Source organism: Bacteroides intestinalis DSM 17393 (assembly GCF_000172175.1).
Lineage (GTDB): Bacteria > Bacteroidota > Bacteroidia > Bacteroidales > Bacteroidaceae > Bacteroides > Bacteroides intestinalis.
Genome location: NZ_ABJL02000008.1, coordinates 1,453,611 through 1,469,729, shown reverse-complemented (window position 1 = coordinate 1,469,729; position 16,119 = coordinate 1,453,611). Strand labels below are relative to the sequence as shown.

The 16,119-nt window shown below is 45.6% G+C and carries 12 protein-coding genes, 2 tRNA genes, 3 rRNA genes and 1 pseudogene; all 18 read left to right on the top strand.

What is annotated here, in order from left to right; all coding sequences use genetic code 11:
• Positions 1-11 precede the first annotated feature (11 nt).
• The 18 genes and pseudogenes from BACINT_RS24605 to leuC all read left to right on the top strand — a co-directional run bounded on the left by BACINT_RS24605 (position 12) and on the right by leuC (position 16,117).
• The gene (locus tag BACINT_RS24605) at positions 12-392 is read left to right on the top strand and encodes a hypothetical protein (RefSeq protein WP_007664535.1); all 381 of its coding nucleotides are present in this window, start codon (positions 12-14) and stop codon (positions 390-392) included.
• Between the two features lie 93 nt (positions 393-485).
• Positions 486-710, top strand: coding sequence for a hypothetical protein (locus BACINT_RS24600; RefSeq protein WP_007664533.1), 225 nt, complete (start codon positions 486-488; stop codon positions 708-710).
• 42 nt (positions 711-752) lie between these two features.
• Complete coding sequence (locus BACINT_RS24595) at positions 753-1,571, top strand: hypothetical protein (protein WP_052302184.1); 819 nt, start codon at positions 753-755, stop codon at positions 1,569-1,571.
• 106 nt (positions 1,572-1,677) lie between these two features.
• On the top strand, positions 1,678-1,929 hold the full coding sequence (locus BACINT_RS24590) for a hypothetical protein (RefSeq protein WP_225663035.1): 252 nt from the start codon (positions 1,678-1,680) through the stop codon (positions 1,927-1,929).
• Positions 1,930-2,159: 230 nt separating this feature from the next.
• Positions 2,160-2,495 carry a hypothetical protein gene (locus BACINT_RS15175; RefSeq protein ID WP_052302183.1) on the top strand — a complete coding sequence of 112 codons (336 nt, stop codon included), beginning with the start codon at positions 2,160-2,162 and terminating at the stop codon, positions 2,493-2,495.
• A gap of 81 nt (positions 2,496-2,576) precedes the next feature.
• On the top strand, positions 2,577-2,849 hold the full coding sequence (locus tag BACINT_RS15170; RefSeq protein ID WP_007664523.1) for a DUF4248 domain-containing protein: 273 nt from the start codon (positions 2,577-2,579) through the stop codon (positions 2,847-2,849).
• Between the two features lie 1,225 nt (positions 2,850-4,074).
• Positions 4,075-5,311 (top strand): annotated as a pseudogene (locus BACINT_RS23765) (replicative DNA helicase); the annotation flags it as partial.
• A 144-nt stretch (positions 5,312-5,455) separates the two neighbouring features.
• Complete coding sequence (locus tag BACINT_RS15160; protein ID WP_007664518.1) at positions 5,456-5,965, top strand: HU family DNA-binding protein; 510 nt, start codon at positions 5,456-5,458, stop codon at positions 5,963-5,965.
• Between the two features lie 94 nt (positions 5,966-6,059).
• Positions 6,060-6,155, top strand: coding sequence for a smalltalk protein (locus BACINT_RS24220; RefSeq protein ID WP_021967006.1), 96 nt, complete (start codon positions 6,060-6,062; stop codon positions 6,153-6,155).
• 10 nt (positions 6,156-6,165) lie between these two features.
• Positions 6,166-6,639 carry an N-acetylmuramoyl-L-alanine amidase gene (locus BACINT_RS15155; protein WP_007664516.1) on the top strand — a complete coding sequence of 158 codons (474 nt, stop codon included), beginning with the start codon at positions 6,166-6,168 and terminating at the stop codon, positions 6,637-6,639.
• Positions 6,640-7,429: 790 nt separating this feature from the next.
• A 16S ribosomal RNA gene (locus tag BACINT_RS15150) occupies positions 7,430-8,952 on the top strand.
• Between the two features lie 167 nt (positions 8,953-9,119).
• Positions 9,120-9,193: transfer RNA gene (locus BACINT_RS15145), tRNA-Ile, on the top strand.
• A gap of 31 nt (positions 9,194-9,224) precedes the next feature.
• Positions 9,225-9,298: transfer RNA gene (locus BACINT_RS15140), tRNA-Ala, on the top strand.
• A 99-nt stretch (positions 9,299-9,397) separates the two neighbouring features.
• Positions 9,398-12,280 (top strand): 23S ribosomal RNA (locus BACINT_RS15135).
• A 68-nt stretch (positions 12,281-12,348) separates the two neighbouring features.
• Positions 12,349-12,458: ribosomal RNA gene (gene rrf / locus BACINT_RS15130) — 5S ribosomal RNA — on the top strand.
• The 16S, 23S and 5S rRNA genes sit together here with 2 tRNA genes alongside, the layout of an rRNA operon.
• Positions 12,459-12,574: 116 nt before the next feature.
• Positions 12,575-12,814, top strand: coding sequence for a hypothetical protein (locus BACINT_RS15125; protein ID WP_022208084.1), 240 nt, complete (start codon positions 12,575-12,577; stop codon positions 12,812-12,814).
• 370 nt (positions 12,815-13,184) lie between these two features.
• Positions 13,185-14,681 (top strand): 2-isopropylmalate synthase, encoded by a 1,497-nt coding sequence (locus BACINT_RS15120; RefSeq protein WP_007664509.1) that lies wholly within the window; start codon positions 13,185-13,187, stop codon positions 14,679-14,681.
• A gap of 41 nt (positions 14,682-14,722) precedes the next feature.
• Positions 14,723-16,117 carry a 3-isopropylmalate dehydratase large subunit gene (gene leuC / locus BACINT_RS15115; RefSeq protein ID WP_007664508.1) on the top strand — a complete coding sequence of 465 codons (1,395 nt, stop codon included), beginning with the start codon at positions 14,723-14,725 and terminating at the stop codon, positions 16,115-16,117.
• The last annotated feature ends 2 nt before the right edge of the window (positions 16,118-16,119 follow it).

The following is a 16,119-nucleotide window of genomic DNA, read 5'->3' as shown; positions in this document are numbered from 1 at the left end:
AGCGCGAGCCTGTGCCCCAAGTATTAACCCGTGATGTTACCGAACTCACTCCGGATGCCTTATATAACCTGGAGATCAGGCAGTACAACTCCGCAGGCACACACTTGGCAGGTACGACTTTTGCGCAAGCCACCATCGGCACAGCCCTGGATGTAACACTGCAGGTAAGTGACGACTGCCAACTGGTGATTGTGACACGCGGAGACGGTAAAACAGTTAAAACTGAATTGGGAACCAGAACCTTACAGAAAGTGCAGGAAAATATAACTGCTGACTCGACAGTGATTAGCCGGATAAATCCGACGGACCAGTCAAGCATGAACAAGATGCCTTATGTACTTCACCTGAAACATGTGAAAGTGGTACAGGAATCAGGCAAGTACATCATCTAGAGTATTGACGGAGCTTATGACGTCCGTTTCCGACTGAAACGTCTGGCAACCCGTCTCACAGTGAAATGGACCTATACCGTCAGTGATTTTCATATGAAGCAGATTTTGATTCAGAGCGTACCTTTGGGATATACCGTGGTAGATGCACTGGATGAAAACGACGGTACTTATCCGTTTCTTATCCAGCAATTCACTACGATTGAAGTTCCTTCGGTGGGCAACAGTGGCACTTATTCTTGCTGGATTCCTGCCAATGCGCGTGGCAATTCTGCTGCTGCTACTTCGGAGATACTACGCACGAAAGCTAATGCACCCTAGGGAAGTGCTTTTGTGAATTTTGTGGCAGTGAACAAAACAGATATGAAGAAGAAATTGGACTATCGTGTTTATCTGGGTGGCAGGGAAGCATCGGATTTCAATGTTTTTGGTAACACCAATTACAATTATACCGTGAATTTCAATCATACAGGTATTCCTGCAAATGACGGACGCGTAACGTATATCGACCCTATACCGGCCTCCCAAAATAACAATAATCTTATCCCCACTGCCAATTGCTTCATGGTTACACCGGGTGCTGCGTTCTGCTTCGATCCGTTTTCGTTTCATCAGGGTGGGAACTCTATAACGAATGACAAACTGGTGGAGTGGTGCAGTAGTTCCGGGATAAAATCCGTGAAATTACTTTGGCAGACTAAGGAAAACGGTGATGTGGGCGATCCTGTGATGGGCATTGCCAACAGTGACGACGACCATACCAACATTGTGGATATAAAGCGTACGGACGGTTCATCCATAACACTGGTTCCCGCCAATGGAGTGGGGCAGTGCCTTATTTACTGTCGCGCAGCAGCCAACACATCTGGCGGAAGTGGTGTGATTGCCGCTTATGACGGAGAAAATGGTACGGGAAATATCCTTTGGAGCTGGCATGTGTGGGTGACGGATTATCATCCCGATGCCTCGGGAACCGAAACGGTGCTGACACCGGAGACGAAGCGGAAGTTGAAACTGGTACCGGCCAGTTCTTCTGACGGTACTACTGCCACTATTATAATGGATCGAAATCTGGGAGCATACGAGGCAGCGGTCAATGCCATTCCGAAAGATATGCTGACGATGTCCCGCAATAACGGACAACCCTCTTCCTTTATGGGGTACTACCAAGACTATTCATGATCCATGTCCTGCTGGATGGCGGGTTCCTCAGAAAAGCGAGCTTACTGTTCTGGTAAATCGTAATGCAACTGCGATTCCTACAAGTGCGCAAAATGATGGTGGAATATTGCTTAAATATGATGATACGGGCAATAAGTTTTATATACGGTTCACCGGATATCCACCTGCGATATATCAATTGAACAATGTGGGAGTAGTGGGGTATATCTCTGCAGTAGAGAGCATGTCGGTGTTCAGAGCAGATGGAGGCAGTGGTAGTTCTAAACCGGAAATAAGTGGTTTACGAGATTATGACGCCCATACTACCCGTTGTGTACAGGAAAAAAATGGAATAAGATTCCGCTTCAGCGGTGATTGAACTGCCTGATGTAAATCAGGGTGCGGAAGACGCAGAAGTACAGATAAATACATGATAAATTGTATTCATTTACACTCTCTCTGCGTCTTCTGTGTTTTAAAATACAAATTAATAACTAATAAAAAGAAAAGTATGAATTTAATGACAAAAACACTATTGGAAGAACGGCTTGAACGTACCAAACAACGCTATGTCCACCAACAGGAACGGATGGAAATTTGTTGTGTAGTATGCAGAATAATGCAGAGAATATCAGACAAATAGAATACGTGTTGGTCATGATGGAACATGTCAGGAAACAACGTCGCCGGCATCGCATTGTTTCACGTACAGAAGTGAAAGAATTCTTTATGTATGCTTTTCGTGTTTACGATCGTATTCAGCACCGTATGCATATACAACACCTCAATTATACCTATGTCTGTTATGTCATCTGTTCTCGCTATTTGTTTGAAAGTTGTTTGCATATTCCGAACCGCCGCTTTGTCAGTCCGGCTACAGTGAATTCTTATTTTAAGAAAGAACGGGGAAGGCGATACTCAACTTGTGAGTATCGTATTTTTTGACTTTTTATTTCTTTGTAATTTTGCGCCCGATATTTTTAAAAGACGGATGCATAGTCCGTACTAATTAATTTTTTAATTATAATGAAAGAAAGAAATTTTGACTGGCTGCTTCAGGGCTGTCATCCTCTGTCCGAAGTGGCACAGGCGTATTATCCGTGTGAGTACAACAGTTCGTCCATCCGTTCGTTTCGAAAACATATTAAGGGGATACCGCAACTATATGCAGACTTGCTGGAGGCGGAGTACACTGATAAGGTCACCACATTGACCCCACTACAGATTGCGATAGTGATCCGGCATCTGGACGTTCCCAATCAGGCGAAAGAGGAACTCGAAAAGCAGCCGTTTAGTTGAGAAGGAGACTGGTCTCAATCTCCGGAAATGCGAAGGATATATTTTAATATATCCTTCTTTTAGTTTCTTATATTATTTATTTATGTACGGTTAATTGTACGGATGTCTGTTTGCCGGAATGGGTAGGTGTCTAATAATCAGGCTACTATATTAACCGCAAACCTACTCAAAATAAGTTTGCTGTTTTTGTCCGAATATATTCACTTCTGGCGGGTTATGAGCTAAATTGATACGCGGACAAGGCGGACGAACGCGGATTTTATAAGGCTGAAAGCCTGAGATTACATAGCGTAGGGCATCGCCCTACGTGATTATGTATATCTATTTAAGCCCTGAAAGGGCGCAATCAAGCATACACGCTTTATCTCGCCCTTTCAGGGCTCAGAAATGGGGATGTATATTACGTAGGGTGATGCCCTACGCTATATAATGCAAGCCTTTCAGGCTTAAAATTCAGTCCGCTAACTTATCATTTAGCTTATTATTTTCCGTTATAAATAGACTTTCTCTAACGAAACTTATTAGACTAATACGAACCTGTATCGGATGATTGCAACCAACCGAAACAAGCGGGAGACGGAAAATAGATTTCTTGTCATACTTTTGTGCTCGCTAACAAAAACAATGATAAAAAATGGATAGAAATTTAGGAACAACAGGTTATGTTATGATACCACGAGCTTTACTTTTGAAAGCATTTGACGAACACCATGAAGCAAGTGGAGATATGGAAGCCTTTTTGAGGATACTGACATATGTCAATTATGCAGAAGCAGTAGTGAGGCGTGTGAATACGAATGTGGTTTGTGCACGTGGAGAGTCAGTTATTTCCTATAGCCATTGGGCGGAAATTTTAGGATGGAGCCTTGGACGAACCCGGCACTACTTCATGAGACTCGTTGCCGAAGGTAACATTGAACAAGTGAAAGGTGACTGTGCCAGTCATATCCGCATACCGGGCTACGACGTGTGGACAGGTAAAAGTCAGACCGGAAAAAAGGGTGATTCTGCCGTGGAAGAAAGCTTCGGCCAGTTCTGGAATGAATATCATGAAACCACCCGTATGGCTCGGCAGAATAGGGAAAGTGCTCTCAGGGAGTGGAAGAAATTATCGCAGAACGAACGGAAACAGGCTTTGGAACATATTGACGAGTACCTCTTTCATTTGCGCGATACGAAGTTTTGCAGGCAGGCGGCGAAGTATCTGGCAGATAAGTTGTTTCTTGCTGTCATTCAGGCCATATTTCGTGCCGGGAAACAGATTGACATACTTACAGTGAAGTATGAACTGGCTTCGTGTGGTAATCTGGAGAAGGTGGGCGGTCCTTATACGTTGGTGCGGCTTGCTTCACGCGTAGCATCGGGGGCACATCTGGAATATCATGCGTGCATACTGCGTGAGATGTATGTCCGCCGTGAAGTGATTCTGGGTTCGTACAAACTACTGGCTGCGGCTTCCGACGAGTCCGTGGATATAGCAGATGTGCTGGCAGGCATACACGATTTGCTCGACCACCTTGAAGGAGAGATGGGAACTGCCGACCATCTCCGCACAATGGGCCAGTTGATGGAAGATACTATGGTACAGGTAGAAGCACGTGTGGAAGGGAACCGGAATGGTATTACTGGTATCCCTACCGATTTTACGGATCTGGACAAGTTGACGGCGGGGTGGCATCGGGGAGATCTGGATGTCATTGCTGCCACCCCGCCCGGCAGCAGGAAAAACGGCCTTTGCATTGCATCTGGCCAGGGCAGCGGCAATAGCGGGATATTCGGTAGTGGTTTTCAGTCTGGAAATGCAGGGAGAGCGTTTGGGAGACCGTTGGCTGGTTGTTGCCGCTGAAGATGTAGATGCTTCACACTTGCGCAGAGGGCAACTCGGCACAAGCGAATTGCGCCAGGTGCGTGAGGCTTCCTACCAGCTTTCCCAGCTTCCCATCCGGGTGGAAGATAGTCCGGTGATTAGTATGGATCATGTACGCTCGGTGGCTCGTATGCTGAAAAGTAAAGGAGGATGCGATAGGGTCATCGTGGATTACTTGCAACTTTGTGATATGAAGTCTGATCAGAACAATCGCAATCGTGAGCAGGAAGTGACGCAAGCCACCCGTAAGGCCAAACTAATGGCTAAAGAACTGGATGTACCAGTATTGTTGCTCAGTCAGTTGAACCGTATGAGTGAAGGACGTCCCGATTGCCGGCCTCTTCTGAGTGACCTGCGCGAAAGTGGTGCCATCGAGCAGGATGCGGATATGGTAATGTTGCTGTATCGTCCTGCCCTGCATGGTTTGAAAACGGAACATAAGAGTAGATATCCTTCTGACGGGCTTGGTGTGGTGATCGTTGCGAAACATAGGAATGATGAAACGGGTGATGTTTATTTCGGACATAACCCCAGTCTGACAAAAATGGGGGATTATATCCCGCCTGATGAATGGCTGATGAAGCATGCGAAGTGATATGGTTCTAATCGGTTAAAAACGGTCATTATTTGTTTAGAAATATTTAGTAATAAGCTTGACTTCCGCCCTCTGATGTTGTATCTTTGTATCATACTTGAAAGAGTAATAATAACTTAAATCTTAACTTAATTTGTTTTACTTATGGATGTAACCGTAGAGCGCTATATGCGCAGAAAAATCGTGACTGATTCGGCGTCTCCCCAATTTTTCTATCTCCGTCAGAAACCCGGTACGTGCAAGACTGTGGATGTGGATACCCTTGCCGCCGCCATACAAAAAAGTTGTGCGATGACGAAAGGAGATGTGAAACATGTGATCGAAGCTCTCGTAGAGGAGGTTCAGGAGAATCTGGTTAATGGGAACAAGGTGAAGTTGAACCTGTTTGGTACGTTTCATATGACATTTTGCTGTCCGGGAGTAGCTACTTCGGCAGAGTGTACCGTGAAGAATATCAAACGGGTGAATATCCGTTTTGTTCCGGACAAGGAGCTGAAGTTGGTAAATAACAGCCATGCCGTCACCAGAAGCCCTGCAAATGTAACATTCGCATTGGAAAAACCGAAAGACGAAGATGGCAGTTCTTCCGGTGGCAACTCCGGCGGTGGTGATTCCGGCGGCGACGGCGGGATTGAGGATGATCCGCTGGGATAGGGTCTAAATCCGGAGGCTTTGGAAATTAAAAATTAAAGGCTGCGCCGCCTGCTTATCATTTATCACTAATCGCTAATCACTAAAAAACTCTCTTATGAAGAAAAGGACCTGGGACAAGATTTTGAAAATTGTAATTGCTGTAGCTTCTGCTCTATTGGGTGCGCTGAGTGCGCATGCGATGACAGTATAATCTTTTATCTATGAGAAAAATTGATATAATCGTGATTCATTGCAGCGCCACCCGCGCTGACCGTTGTTATACGGAATATGATTTAACCACAGACCACCTGCGCCGGGGCTTCTCCGGCGCAGGTTATCATTATTATATAAGGAAGAACGGGGATATCAAAAGTCTTCGTCCGGTAAAAACGCCCGGTGCACATGCGAAAGGTTACAATGCTCACTCAATAGGTGTATGCTATGAAGGCGGGTTGGATACGAACGGCCGCGCTTCCGATACGAGAACCGATTTCCAGAAACATTCCCTCCGTGTATTGGTCATGTTGCTATTGCGGGATTATCCCGGTAGTAGGTTAGTGGGACATCGTGATCTTAGCCCCGACCTGAACCATAACGGTGAAATAGAACCGGAAGAATGGATAAAAGAGTGTCCTTGCTTTCATGCTTTCACTATTTTGCAAGATCCCCCGCCTCAGAATCCTGCTTATTTATAATAATACTATCTCAATTCTCTCTTTCTCGCGTGCACGTATATATATAATGTATATCCTTCCGTGCCCGCCCACACCTCCTTTTAAAAATATGTTCTACAACATCCTTATCAATCAACGAGTTACAAATTAGTTTCAAAAAACTTGTGAAAAAATGATAGATATATTTGGATTGAATGGATATATGCGCTACTTTTGCACCCGCTTTCCAAGAGACGGAAAGCCTTGCAATTGACATTCTGACAGAAGCGGCGTAAGAACTCTGACGTTTTTCTTTCCTTTTGCCTTAATTCCAACCAAGAATGCGGCAGTCGAAAAGAAATTTGAAAAAAAACTTCCGAAAACATTTGGAAGATATGTGATAAAGTTCTTACCTTTGCACCCGCTTTCCGAAAAGGAATGCAATCGCTGATTGATTTACTGATTAAGAAACCGGTGTTGTTAAGAACTTCTTTTTCTTTCCTCTTTATCTCCCTTTCGCAAAGAGAGACGACGAGAAAAAGAAAAAAGAAAAAAAACTTCCGAAATTATTTGGAGTATATGCTTAAAAGTTCTTACCTTTGCATCCGCTTTCTGAAAAGAAAATCAGTTTAAAAAAGAAGCGATCTTTGAAGAATTTACATAAACAATACAAGTAGTACAAGAGCAAGGTTACTGCATTTTTGGAGTAATCTTGGGTATAAAAAAAGAACCGTCAAGTAACTTATATATATAGGTAATTTGAAAACTTTTAATAGACCGAGCGTCCTGAACAGAGCAAGAATCGGTAGCAATACCGACTAACAATACTTTTACAATGAAGAGTTTGATCCTGGCTCAGGATGAACGCTAGCTACAGGCTTAACACATGCAAGTCGAGGGGCAGCATGACCTAGCAATAGGTTGATGGCGACCGGCGCACGGGTGAGTAACACGTATCCAACCTGCCGATTATTCCGGGATAGCCTTTCGAAAGAAAGATTAATACTGGATAGCATAACGAGAAGGCATCTTCTTGTTATTAAAGAATTTCGATAATCGATGGGGATGCGTTCCATTAGTTTGTTGGCGGGGTAACGGCCCACCAAGACATCGATGGATAGGGGTTCTGAGAGGAAGGTCCCCCACATTGGAACTGAGACACGGTCCAAACTCCTACGGGAGGCAGCAGTGAGGAATATTGGTCAATGGACGAGAGTCTGAACCAGCCAAGTAGCGTGAAGGATGACTGCCCTATGGGTTGTAAACTTCTTTTATATGGGAATAAAGTGAGCCACGTGTGGCTTTTTGTATGTACCATACGAATAAGGATCGGCTAACTCCGTGCCAGCAGCCGCGGTAATACGGAGGATCCGAGCGTTATCCGGATTTATTGGGTTTAAAGGGAGCGTAGGCGGATTATTAAGTCAGTTGTGAAAGTTTGCGGCTCAACCGTAAAATTGCAGTTGATACTGGTAGTCTTGAGTGCAGCAGAGGTAGGCGGAATTCGTGGTGTAGCGGTGAAATGCTTAGATATCACGAAGAACTCCGATTGCGAAGGCAGCTTACTGGACTGTAACTGACGCTGATGCTCGAAAGTGTGGGTATCAAACAGGATTAGATACCCTGGTAGTCCACACAGTAAACGATGAATACTCGCTGTTTGCGATATACAGCAAGCGGCCAAGCGAAAGCATTAAGTATTCCACCTGGGGAGTACGCCGGCAACGGTGAAACTCAAAGGAATTGACGGGGGCCCGCACAAGCGGAGGAACATGTGGTTTAATTCGATGATACGCGAGGAACCTTACCCGGGCTTAAATTGCAACTGACGGATTTGGAAACAGATCTTCCTTCGGGCAGTTGTGAAGGTGCTGCATGGTTGTCGTCAGCTCGTGCCGTGAGGTGTCGGCTTAAGTGCCATAACGAGCGCAACCCTTATCTTTAGTTACTAACAGGTCATGCTGAGGACTCTAGAGAGACTGCCGTCGTAAGATGTGAGGAAGGTGGGGATGACGTCAAATCAGCACGGCCCTTACGTCCGGGGCTACACACGTGTTACAATGGGGGGTACAGAAGGCAGCTACACAGCGATGTGATGCTAATCCCAAAAGCCTCTCTCAGTTCGGATTGGAGTCTGCAACCCGACTCCATGAAGCTGGATTCGCTAGTAATCGCGCATCAGCCACGGCGCGGTGAATACGTTCCCGGGCCTTGTACACACCGCCCGTCAAGCCATGAAAGCCGGGGGTACCTGAAGTACGTAACCGCAAGGAGCGTCCTAGGGTAAAACTGGTAATTGGGGCTAAGTCGTAACAAGGTAGCCGTACCGGAAGGTGCGGCTGGAACACCTCCTTTCTGGAGCGACGCTCAGAGTATAATGAGGCGCAAGCCAAGTATTATATTAAAAAGTTGGTTCTTTAAGTCATGCTACCATAAGAACCTCTTGGACTACGAGTAATTGTTTATTTAAACATATAAATGAGAAAGAAGAAGCCGAGCCGCAAGGCGAGGTTGAACTCGACAGTCCTATAGCTCAGTTGGTTAGAGCGCTACACTGATAATGTAGAGGTCGGCAGTTCAACTCTGCCTGGGACTACGCAGTTGGCAATCTGTTGGTTGCTTACTTCGGGGGATTAGCTCAGCTGGCTAGAGCACCTGCTTTGCACGCAGGGGGTCAACGGTTCGAATCCGTTATTCTCCACTCTACCTTTTAGAGGTAAACGTTCTTTGACATGATGTACAAAAAAAGTAAAGTTATAACAAGCTGAAAGTATATATCGAGCCATACGGCTAGGTAAGACTAAAAGTAAGCAAGGGCGCATGGCGGATGCCTTGGCTCTCGGAGGCGATGAAGGACGTGATAAGCTGCGATAAGCCGCGGGTAGGTGCAAATGACCTTTGATCCGCGGATTTCCGAATGGGACAACCCAATATCTTGAAGAGGTATTATCCTACTAAGTAGGAGGCAAACGCAGGGAACTGAAACATCTTAGTACCTGTAGGAAGAGAAAATAAATAATGATTCCCCTAGTAGTGGCGAGCGAACGGGGAACAGCCCAAACCATATGTGTTACGGCATGTATGGGGTTGTAGGACCACGTCGTGGGACGACAGTTAGTGAGTAGAATGATCTGGAAAGTTCAGTCATAGACGGTGATAACCCGGTATACGAAGCTAACTTAACCCTAGTGGTATCCTGAGTAGCGCGGGACACGAGAAATCTTGCGTGAATCTGCCGGGACCATCCGGTAAGGCTAAATACTCCCGAGAGACCGATAGCGAACCAGTACTGTGAAGGAAAGGTGAAAAGCACTTCGAACAGAAGAGTGAAATAGTCCCTGAAACCATGCGCCTACAAGCGGTCGGAGCAGCTTTATGCTGTGACGGCGTGCCTTTTGCATAATGAACCTACGAGTTACTTTTTCCGGCAAGGTTAAGGATCTTGAGATCCGCAGCCGAAGCGAAAGCGAGTCTGAACAGGGCGGATAGTCGGAAGGAGTAGACGCGAAACCAAGTGATCTACCCTTGGCCAGGTTGAAGGACAGGTAACACTGTCTGGAGGACCGAACCGATAAGCGTTGAAAAGCTTCCGGATGAGCTGAGGGTGGGGGTGAAAGGCTAATCAAACTTGGAGATAGCTCGTACTCCCCGAAATGCATTTAGGTGCAGCCTTGATTTATACTAATATGAGGTAGAGCGACTGATAAGATGCGAGGGCTTCGCCGCCTATCAAGTCTTGACAAACTCCGAATGCGTATTAGTTCTATATCAGGAGTGAGGGCATGGGTGCTAAGGTCCATGTCCTAAAGGAGAACAATCCGGACCATCAGCTAAGGTCCCGAAATAACCACTAAGTTGATCTAACGAAGTCAGATTGCTAAGACAGCTAGGATGTTGGCTTGGAAGCAGCCATTCATTTAAAGAGTGCGTAACAGCTCACTAGTCGAGGAGTTTGGCGTGGATAATAATCGGGCATAAGTGGTTTACCGAAGCTATGGGATGTTTAATACATCGGTAGGGGAGCATTCCACTCCGCGTCGAAGGTGAAGCGTGAGCTTTGCTGGAGCGTGTGGAAAAGCAAATGTAGGTATAAGTAACGATAAAGGGGGTGAGAAACCCCCTCGCCGAAAGACTAAGGTTTCCTGATCAACGCTAATCGGATCAGGGTTAGTCGGGTCCTAAGGCTCAGCCGAACGGTGAGGCCGATGGCAGAACAGGTTAATATTCCTGTACTACCTTAAAGAGTGACGTGGAGACGGAGGCGTGACAGTGCCGCGGACTGACGGAATAGTCCGTTGAAGGGTGTAGATGTTGATCGGGGTAGGCAAATCCGCTCCGAGAGTCGAACCTGATAGTATGGAGCGTTCTTCGGAACAATCCAATAGCGCATGTAATCATACTCCCAAGAAAATCCGCTAAACTTAATCTTTAAGGTACCCGTACCGTAAACGGACACACGTAGTCGGGTTGAATATACTAAGGCGCTTGAGTGATTCACGGTTAAGGAACTAGGCAAATTGACCCTGTAACTTCGGGATAAAGGGTCCCCACTGTAAGGTGGGGCGCAGAGAATCGGTCCAGGCAACTGTTTAACAAAAACACAGGGCTGTGCAAAATTGAAAGATGAAGTATACAGCCTGACACCTGCCCGGTGCTGGAAGGTTAAGAGGAGATGTCATCGCAAGAGAAGCATTGAATTGAAGCCCCAGTAAACGGCGGCCGTAACTATAACGGTCCTAAGGTAGCGAAATTCCTTGTCGGGTAAGTTCCGACCTGCACGAATGGTGTAATGATCTGGACACTGTCTCAACCGTGAGCTCAGTGAAATTGTAGTATCGGTGAAGATGCCGATTACCCGCGATGGGACGAAAAGACCCCGTGAACCTTTACTATAGCTTAACATTGAATTTGGGTAATTGATGTGTAGGATAGGCCGGAGGCTTTGAAGCAGGTACGCCAGTATTTGTGGAGCCGCTGTTGAAATACGGCCCTTTGGTTATTTGAGTTCTAACTCGTGATACGAGGACACTGTTTGGTGGGTAGTTTGACTGGGGTGGTCGCCTCCAAAAACGTAACGGAGGCTTCTAAAGGTGCCCTCACGACGATTGGTAACCGTCGGCAGAGTGTAATGGCATAAGGGCGCTTGACTGGGAGACTTACAAGTCGATCAGGTAGGAAACTAGAGCATAGTGATCCGGTGTTTCTGTATGGAAAGGACATCGCTCAAAGGATAAAAGGTACTCCGGGGATAACAGGCTGATCCCTCCCAAGAGCTCATATCGACGGAGGGGTTTGGCACCTCGATGTCGGCTCGTCACATCCTGGGGCTGGAGAAGGTCCCAAGGGTTGGGCTGTTCGCCCATTAAAGTGGCACGCGAGCTGGGTTCAGAACGTCGTGAGACAGTTCGGTCTCTATCTATCGTGGGCGTATGAAATTTGCGTGGCTCTGACACTAGTACGAGAGGACCGTGTTGGACTGACCTCTGGTTTACCAGTTGTGCCGCCAGGTGCATTGCTGGGTATCTAAGTCGGGATTGGATAAGTGCTGAAAGCATCTAAGTACGAAGCCAGCCACAAGATTAGATTTCTTAGGGTCGTCAAAGACGATGACGTTGATAGGATGCAGGTGTACAGGTGGTAACATCATAGCCGAGCATTACTAATTGCCCGTTCACTTTTGGTCCTTGCCTTGTATGGCGGATATATACGTTCAGTTTTCTGACTTTACTTTTTACATCGTGTCTGACTTATTCAGGTGACTATAGCATCAGGGTTCCACCTCTTCCCATTCCGAACAGAGAAGTTAAGCCTGATCACGCCGATGGTACTGCGTCAAGTGGGAGAGTAGGTAGTTGCCGTTTTTCAGGAAAGCCTCCATATCGAAAGATATGGGGGCTTTTTGTATTTGTATAATTCTAATTTTTTGCTTATATTTGCGCCGCACTATTTATTATTAATGTTTAAAGCAAAATTAGAGATGAAGACAAAGTTATTTTTGGCAGCTGTTGCAGTTGCATTTTCTTTCGCCGTGACTTCTTGTGGTAACAAAAAGGCAGCTAATACTGAAGTAGAAGCTACTGAAGTTGAAGTTGTAGAAGAAGTACAGGCATGTGATTCAACAAAAGCTTGCTGCAAGGCAGATTCTGCTGCTTGCGATAGCACAAAAGCTTGCTGCAAAGAGAAAAAAGAATGTGATAAAGCTTGCGACAAGAAGTAATTCTTATCACATAGGATCATATAAAAAAGGGGCATACGTTCAAGTATGTCCCTTTTTTGTTATACTTTATAGAGTTATTTGATAGCAAACTTATAAAATGATGTTTTTTTAGAGAAAAAAGTTACGAATTTGTTTGTATGCTACAAAATTATCTATACCTTTGCACCGTCATAATAAAAACAAGAAGATAAAAATGATACAGAACTTTACATATATTCTACTGTGTGGTATTATTATTCTACTGGCAAGGTTTAGTGGAAGTGAGTGCTGTGCGTGAATATATGTAACGATTAGGATATTCGAAAGCCTTTCTCACTTCCAAGTGCGAAAGGCTTTTTTTAATGGCAATAAATTATAAAAACTATAAGAAATGAGTGACAAGTTATTTATTTTCGACACAACGCTCCGCGATGGCGAGCAGGTCCCGGGATGCCAATTGAACACAGTGGAAAAGATTCAAGTAGCAAAGGCACTGGAACTGCTAGGCGTGGATGTAATTGAAGCCGGATTCCCGATTTCCAGTCCGGGAGATTTCAACTCTGTTATTGAAATATCCAAAGCGGTGACATGGCCTACTATTTGCGCATTGACCCGTGCAGTACAAAAAGATATAGATGTAGCTGCAGATGCTCTGAAGTTTGCTAAGCATAAACGTATTCATACCGGTATCGGCACATCGGATTCGCATATCAAGTATAAATTCAATTCCAATCGTGAGGAAATCATCGAGCGTGCAGTAGCTGCCGTGAAGTATGCTCGTCGTTACGTGGATGATGTGGAGTTCTATGCAGAAGATGCAGGTCGTACGGACAATGAATATTTGGCTCGTGTGGTGGAAGCTGTAATTAAGGCAGGTGCTACAGTAGTGAACATTCCGGATACGACCGGCTATTGTTTGCCGGACGAATATGGAGCGAAGATCAAATATTTGATGGAGCATGTGAGTGGTATTGAAAAAGCGATTCTTTCTACGCACTGTCATAATGACTTGGGAATGGCTACTGCAAATACGATGGCTGGTGTACTGAATGGTGCCCGCCAGGTAGAGGTTACTATCAATGGTATCGGTGAACGCGCAGGTAATACTTCGCTTGAGGAAGTGGCTATGATTATCAAATGCCATAAAGATATTGAAATTGAAACGAACATCAATACACAGAAGATTTATCCGACAAGCCGCATGGTTTCAAGCTTGATGAACATGCCGGTGCAGCCTAACAAGGCTATCGTAGGTCGTAATGCCTTTGCACACTCATCGGGTATCCATCAAGATGGTGTGTTGAAGAATGTGCAGACTTACGAAATTATCGACCCGCACGATGTGGGTATCGACGATAATTCTATCGTATTGACTGCCCGTAGCGGACGTGCTGCTTTGAAGAATCGTTTGCAGGTATTAGGCGTGGATCTTGAACAGGAACAACTGGATAAGGTATATGAAGCTTTCCTGAAATTGGCGGATAAGAAGAAAGATATTAATGATGATGATATCTTGGTGCTTGCCGGTGCAGATCGTACTCAGAATCACCGCGTGAAATTGGAATATCTGCAAGTGACCAGTGGAGTAGGTGTGCGTTCGGTTGCTAGTCTGGGACTGAATATCTCCGGTGAAAAGTTTGAAGCGGCTGCTAGTGGAAACGGTCCGGTAGATGCAGCGATAAAGGCTTTAAAGAAGATCATTGACCGCCATATGACACTGAAGGAATTTACGATCCAGGCTATCAGCAAGGGTAGTGACGATATGGGTAAGGTACACATGCAGGTGGAATATGACAATCATATCTATTATGGTTTCGGTGCGAATACGGATATTATTGCCGCATCGGTAGAAGCTTATATCGATTGTATCAATAAGTTCAAATCATAAGACTAACCTCAATTATAAATTGTAAAATCGTAATAAATCTGATGAATACATTATTTGATAAAATCTGGGATGCCCACGTGGTTCAGCAAGTGGAAGATGGTCCCACACAGTTATATATAGATCGCCTTTATTGTCATGAAGTAACCAGTCCGCAGGCTTTTGCGGGAATGCGCGCACGCGGTATCCAATGTTTCCGTCCGGAAAAGATTGTTTGTATGCCCGACCATAATACGCCGACCCACGATCAGGACAAGCCGATTGAAGATCCGATCTCGAAAACACAGGTGGATACACTGGCCAAGAATGCGGAAGATTTTGGATTGACACATTTCGGCATGTTGCATAAGAAGAATGGTATCATCCATGTGGTAGGTCCGGAAAGAGGCTTGACATTGCCAGGAATGACGATTGTGTGTGGTGACTCGCATACTTCAACGCACGGTGCGATGGGAGCAGTAGCTTTTGGTATCGGTACAAGTGAGGTCGAAATGGTAATGGCTTCACAATGTATCTTGCAGACACGCCCCAAGACAATGCGCATCACAGTGGACGGAAAATTGGGTAAAGGTGTGACGGCAAAAGATATTGCTCTTTATATGATGTCTAAAATGACAACGAGCGGTGCAACTGGTTATTTTGTGGAATATGCCGGAGAAGCAGTGCGCAGTCTGACTATGGAAGGACGCCTGACACTGTGCAACCTGAGTATAGAAATGGGTGCACGTGGTGGTATGGTGGCACCAGATGAAGTGACATTTGAATATATTAAAGGTCGCGAATATGCTCCGGCAGGTGAGGAATGGGAGAAAGCATTGGCATACTGGAAGACGCTGAAGAGCGATGAGAATGCTACGTTTGATAAAGAAGTGCATTTTGATGCGGCAGATATCGAACCGATGATTACATACGGAACAAATCCGGGTATGGGTATGGGCATCACGCAGCACATTCCTACGACTGACGGAATGGGAGAGGCTGCAAAAGCTTCATTCCTGAAATCAATGAATTATATGGGCTTCCAACCCGGTGAGGGAGTATTGGGCAAGAAGATAGATTATGTGTTTTTGGGTGCTTGTACGAATGGACGTATTGAAGATTTCCGTGCTTTCGCCTCGTTAGTGAAAGGCCGTAAGAAGGCGGAACATGTGGTTGCCTGGTTGGTGCCCGGTTCGTGGATGGTAGATGCACAGATTCGTGAAGAAGGCTTGGATAAAGTATTAGAGGAAGCAGGTTTTGCTATCCGCCAGCCGGGATGTTCGGCTTGTCTGGCAATGAATGATGATAAGGTGCCTGCCGGAATGTATGCGGTTTCTACAAGTAACCGTAACTTTGAAGGTCGTCAGGGACCGGGGTCACGCACATTGCTTGCCAGTCCGCTGGTGGCAGCTGCGGCAGCAGTGACAGGAGTGATTACGGACCCGAGAGAACTGATGTAATA

What these genes read in the sequence shown, in the direction of transcription:
- BACINT_RS15170 (WP_007664523.1), top strand. Translation starts at nt 2,577, where the DNA reads ATGAAAGAAAGAAATTTTGACTGGCTGCTTCAGGGCTGTCATCCTCTG.
- BACINT_RS15125 (WP_022208084.1), top strand. Translation starts at nt 12,575, where the DNA reads ATGAAGACAAAGTTATTTTTGGCAGCTGTTGCAGTTGCATTTTCTTTC.
- BACINT_RS24220 (WP_021967006.1), top strand. Translation starts at nt 6,060, where the DNA reads ATGAAGAAAAGGACCTGGGACAAGATTTTGAAAATTGTAATTGCTGTA.
- leuC (WP_007664508.1), top strand. Translation starts at nt 14,723, where the DNA reads ATGAATACATTATTTGATAAAATCTGGGATGCCCACGTGGTTCAGCAA.
- BACINT_RS15175 (WP_052302183.1), top strand. Translation starts at nt 2,160, where the DNA reads ATGCAGAATAATGCAGAGAATATCAGACAAATAGAATACGTGTTGGTC.
- BACINT_RS15120 (WP_007664509.1), top strand. Translation starts at nt 13,185, where the DNA reads ATGAGTGACAAGTTATTTATTTTCGACACAACGCTCCGCGATGGCGAG.
- BACINT_RS15160 (WP_007664518.1), top strand. Translation starts at nt 5,456, where the DNA reads ATGGATGTAACCGTAGAGCGCTATATGCGCAGAAAAATCGTGACTGAT.
- BACINT_RS24600 (WP_007664533.1), top strand. Translation starts at nt 486, where the DNA reads ATGAAGCAGATTTTGATTCAGAGCGTACCTTTGGGATATACCGTGGTA.
- BACINT_RS15155 (WP_007664516.1), top strand. Translation starts at nt 6,166, where the DNA reads ATGAGAAAAATTGATATAATCGTGATTCATTGCAGCGCCACCCGCGCT.
- BACINT_RS24595 (WP_052302184.1), top strand. Translation starts at nt 753, where the DNA reads ATGAAGAAGAAATTGGACTATCGTGTTTATCTGGGTGGCAGGGAAGCA.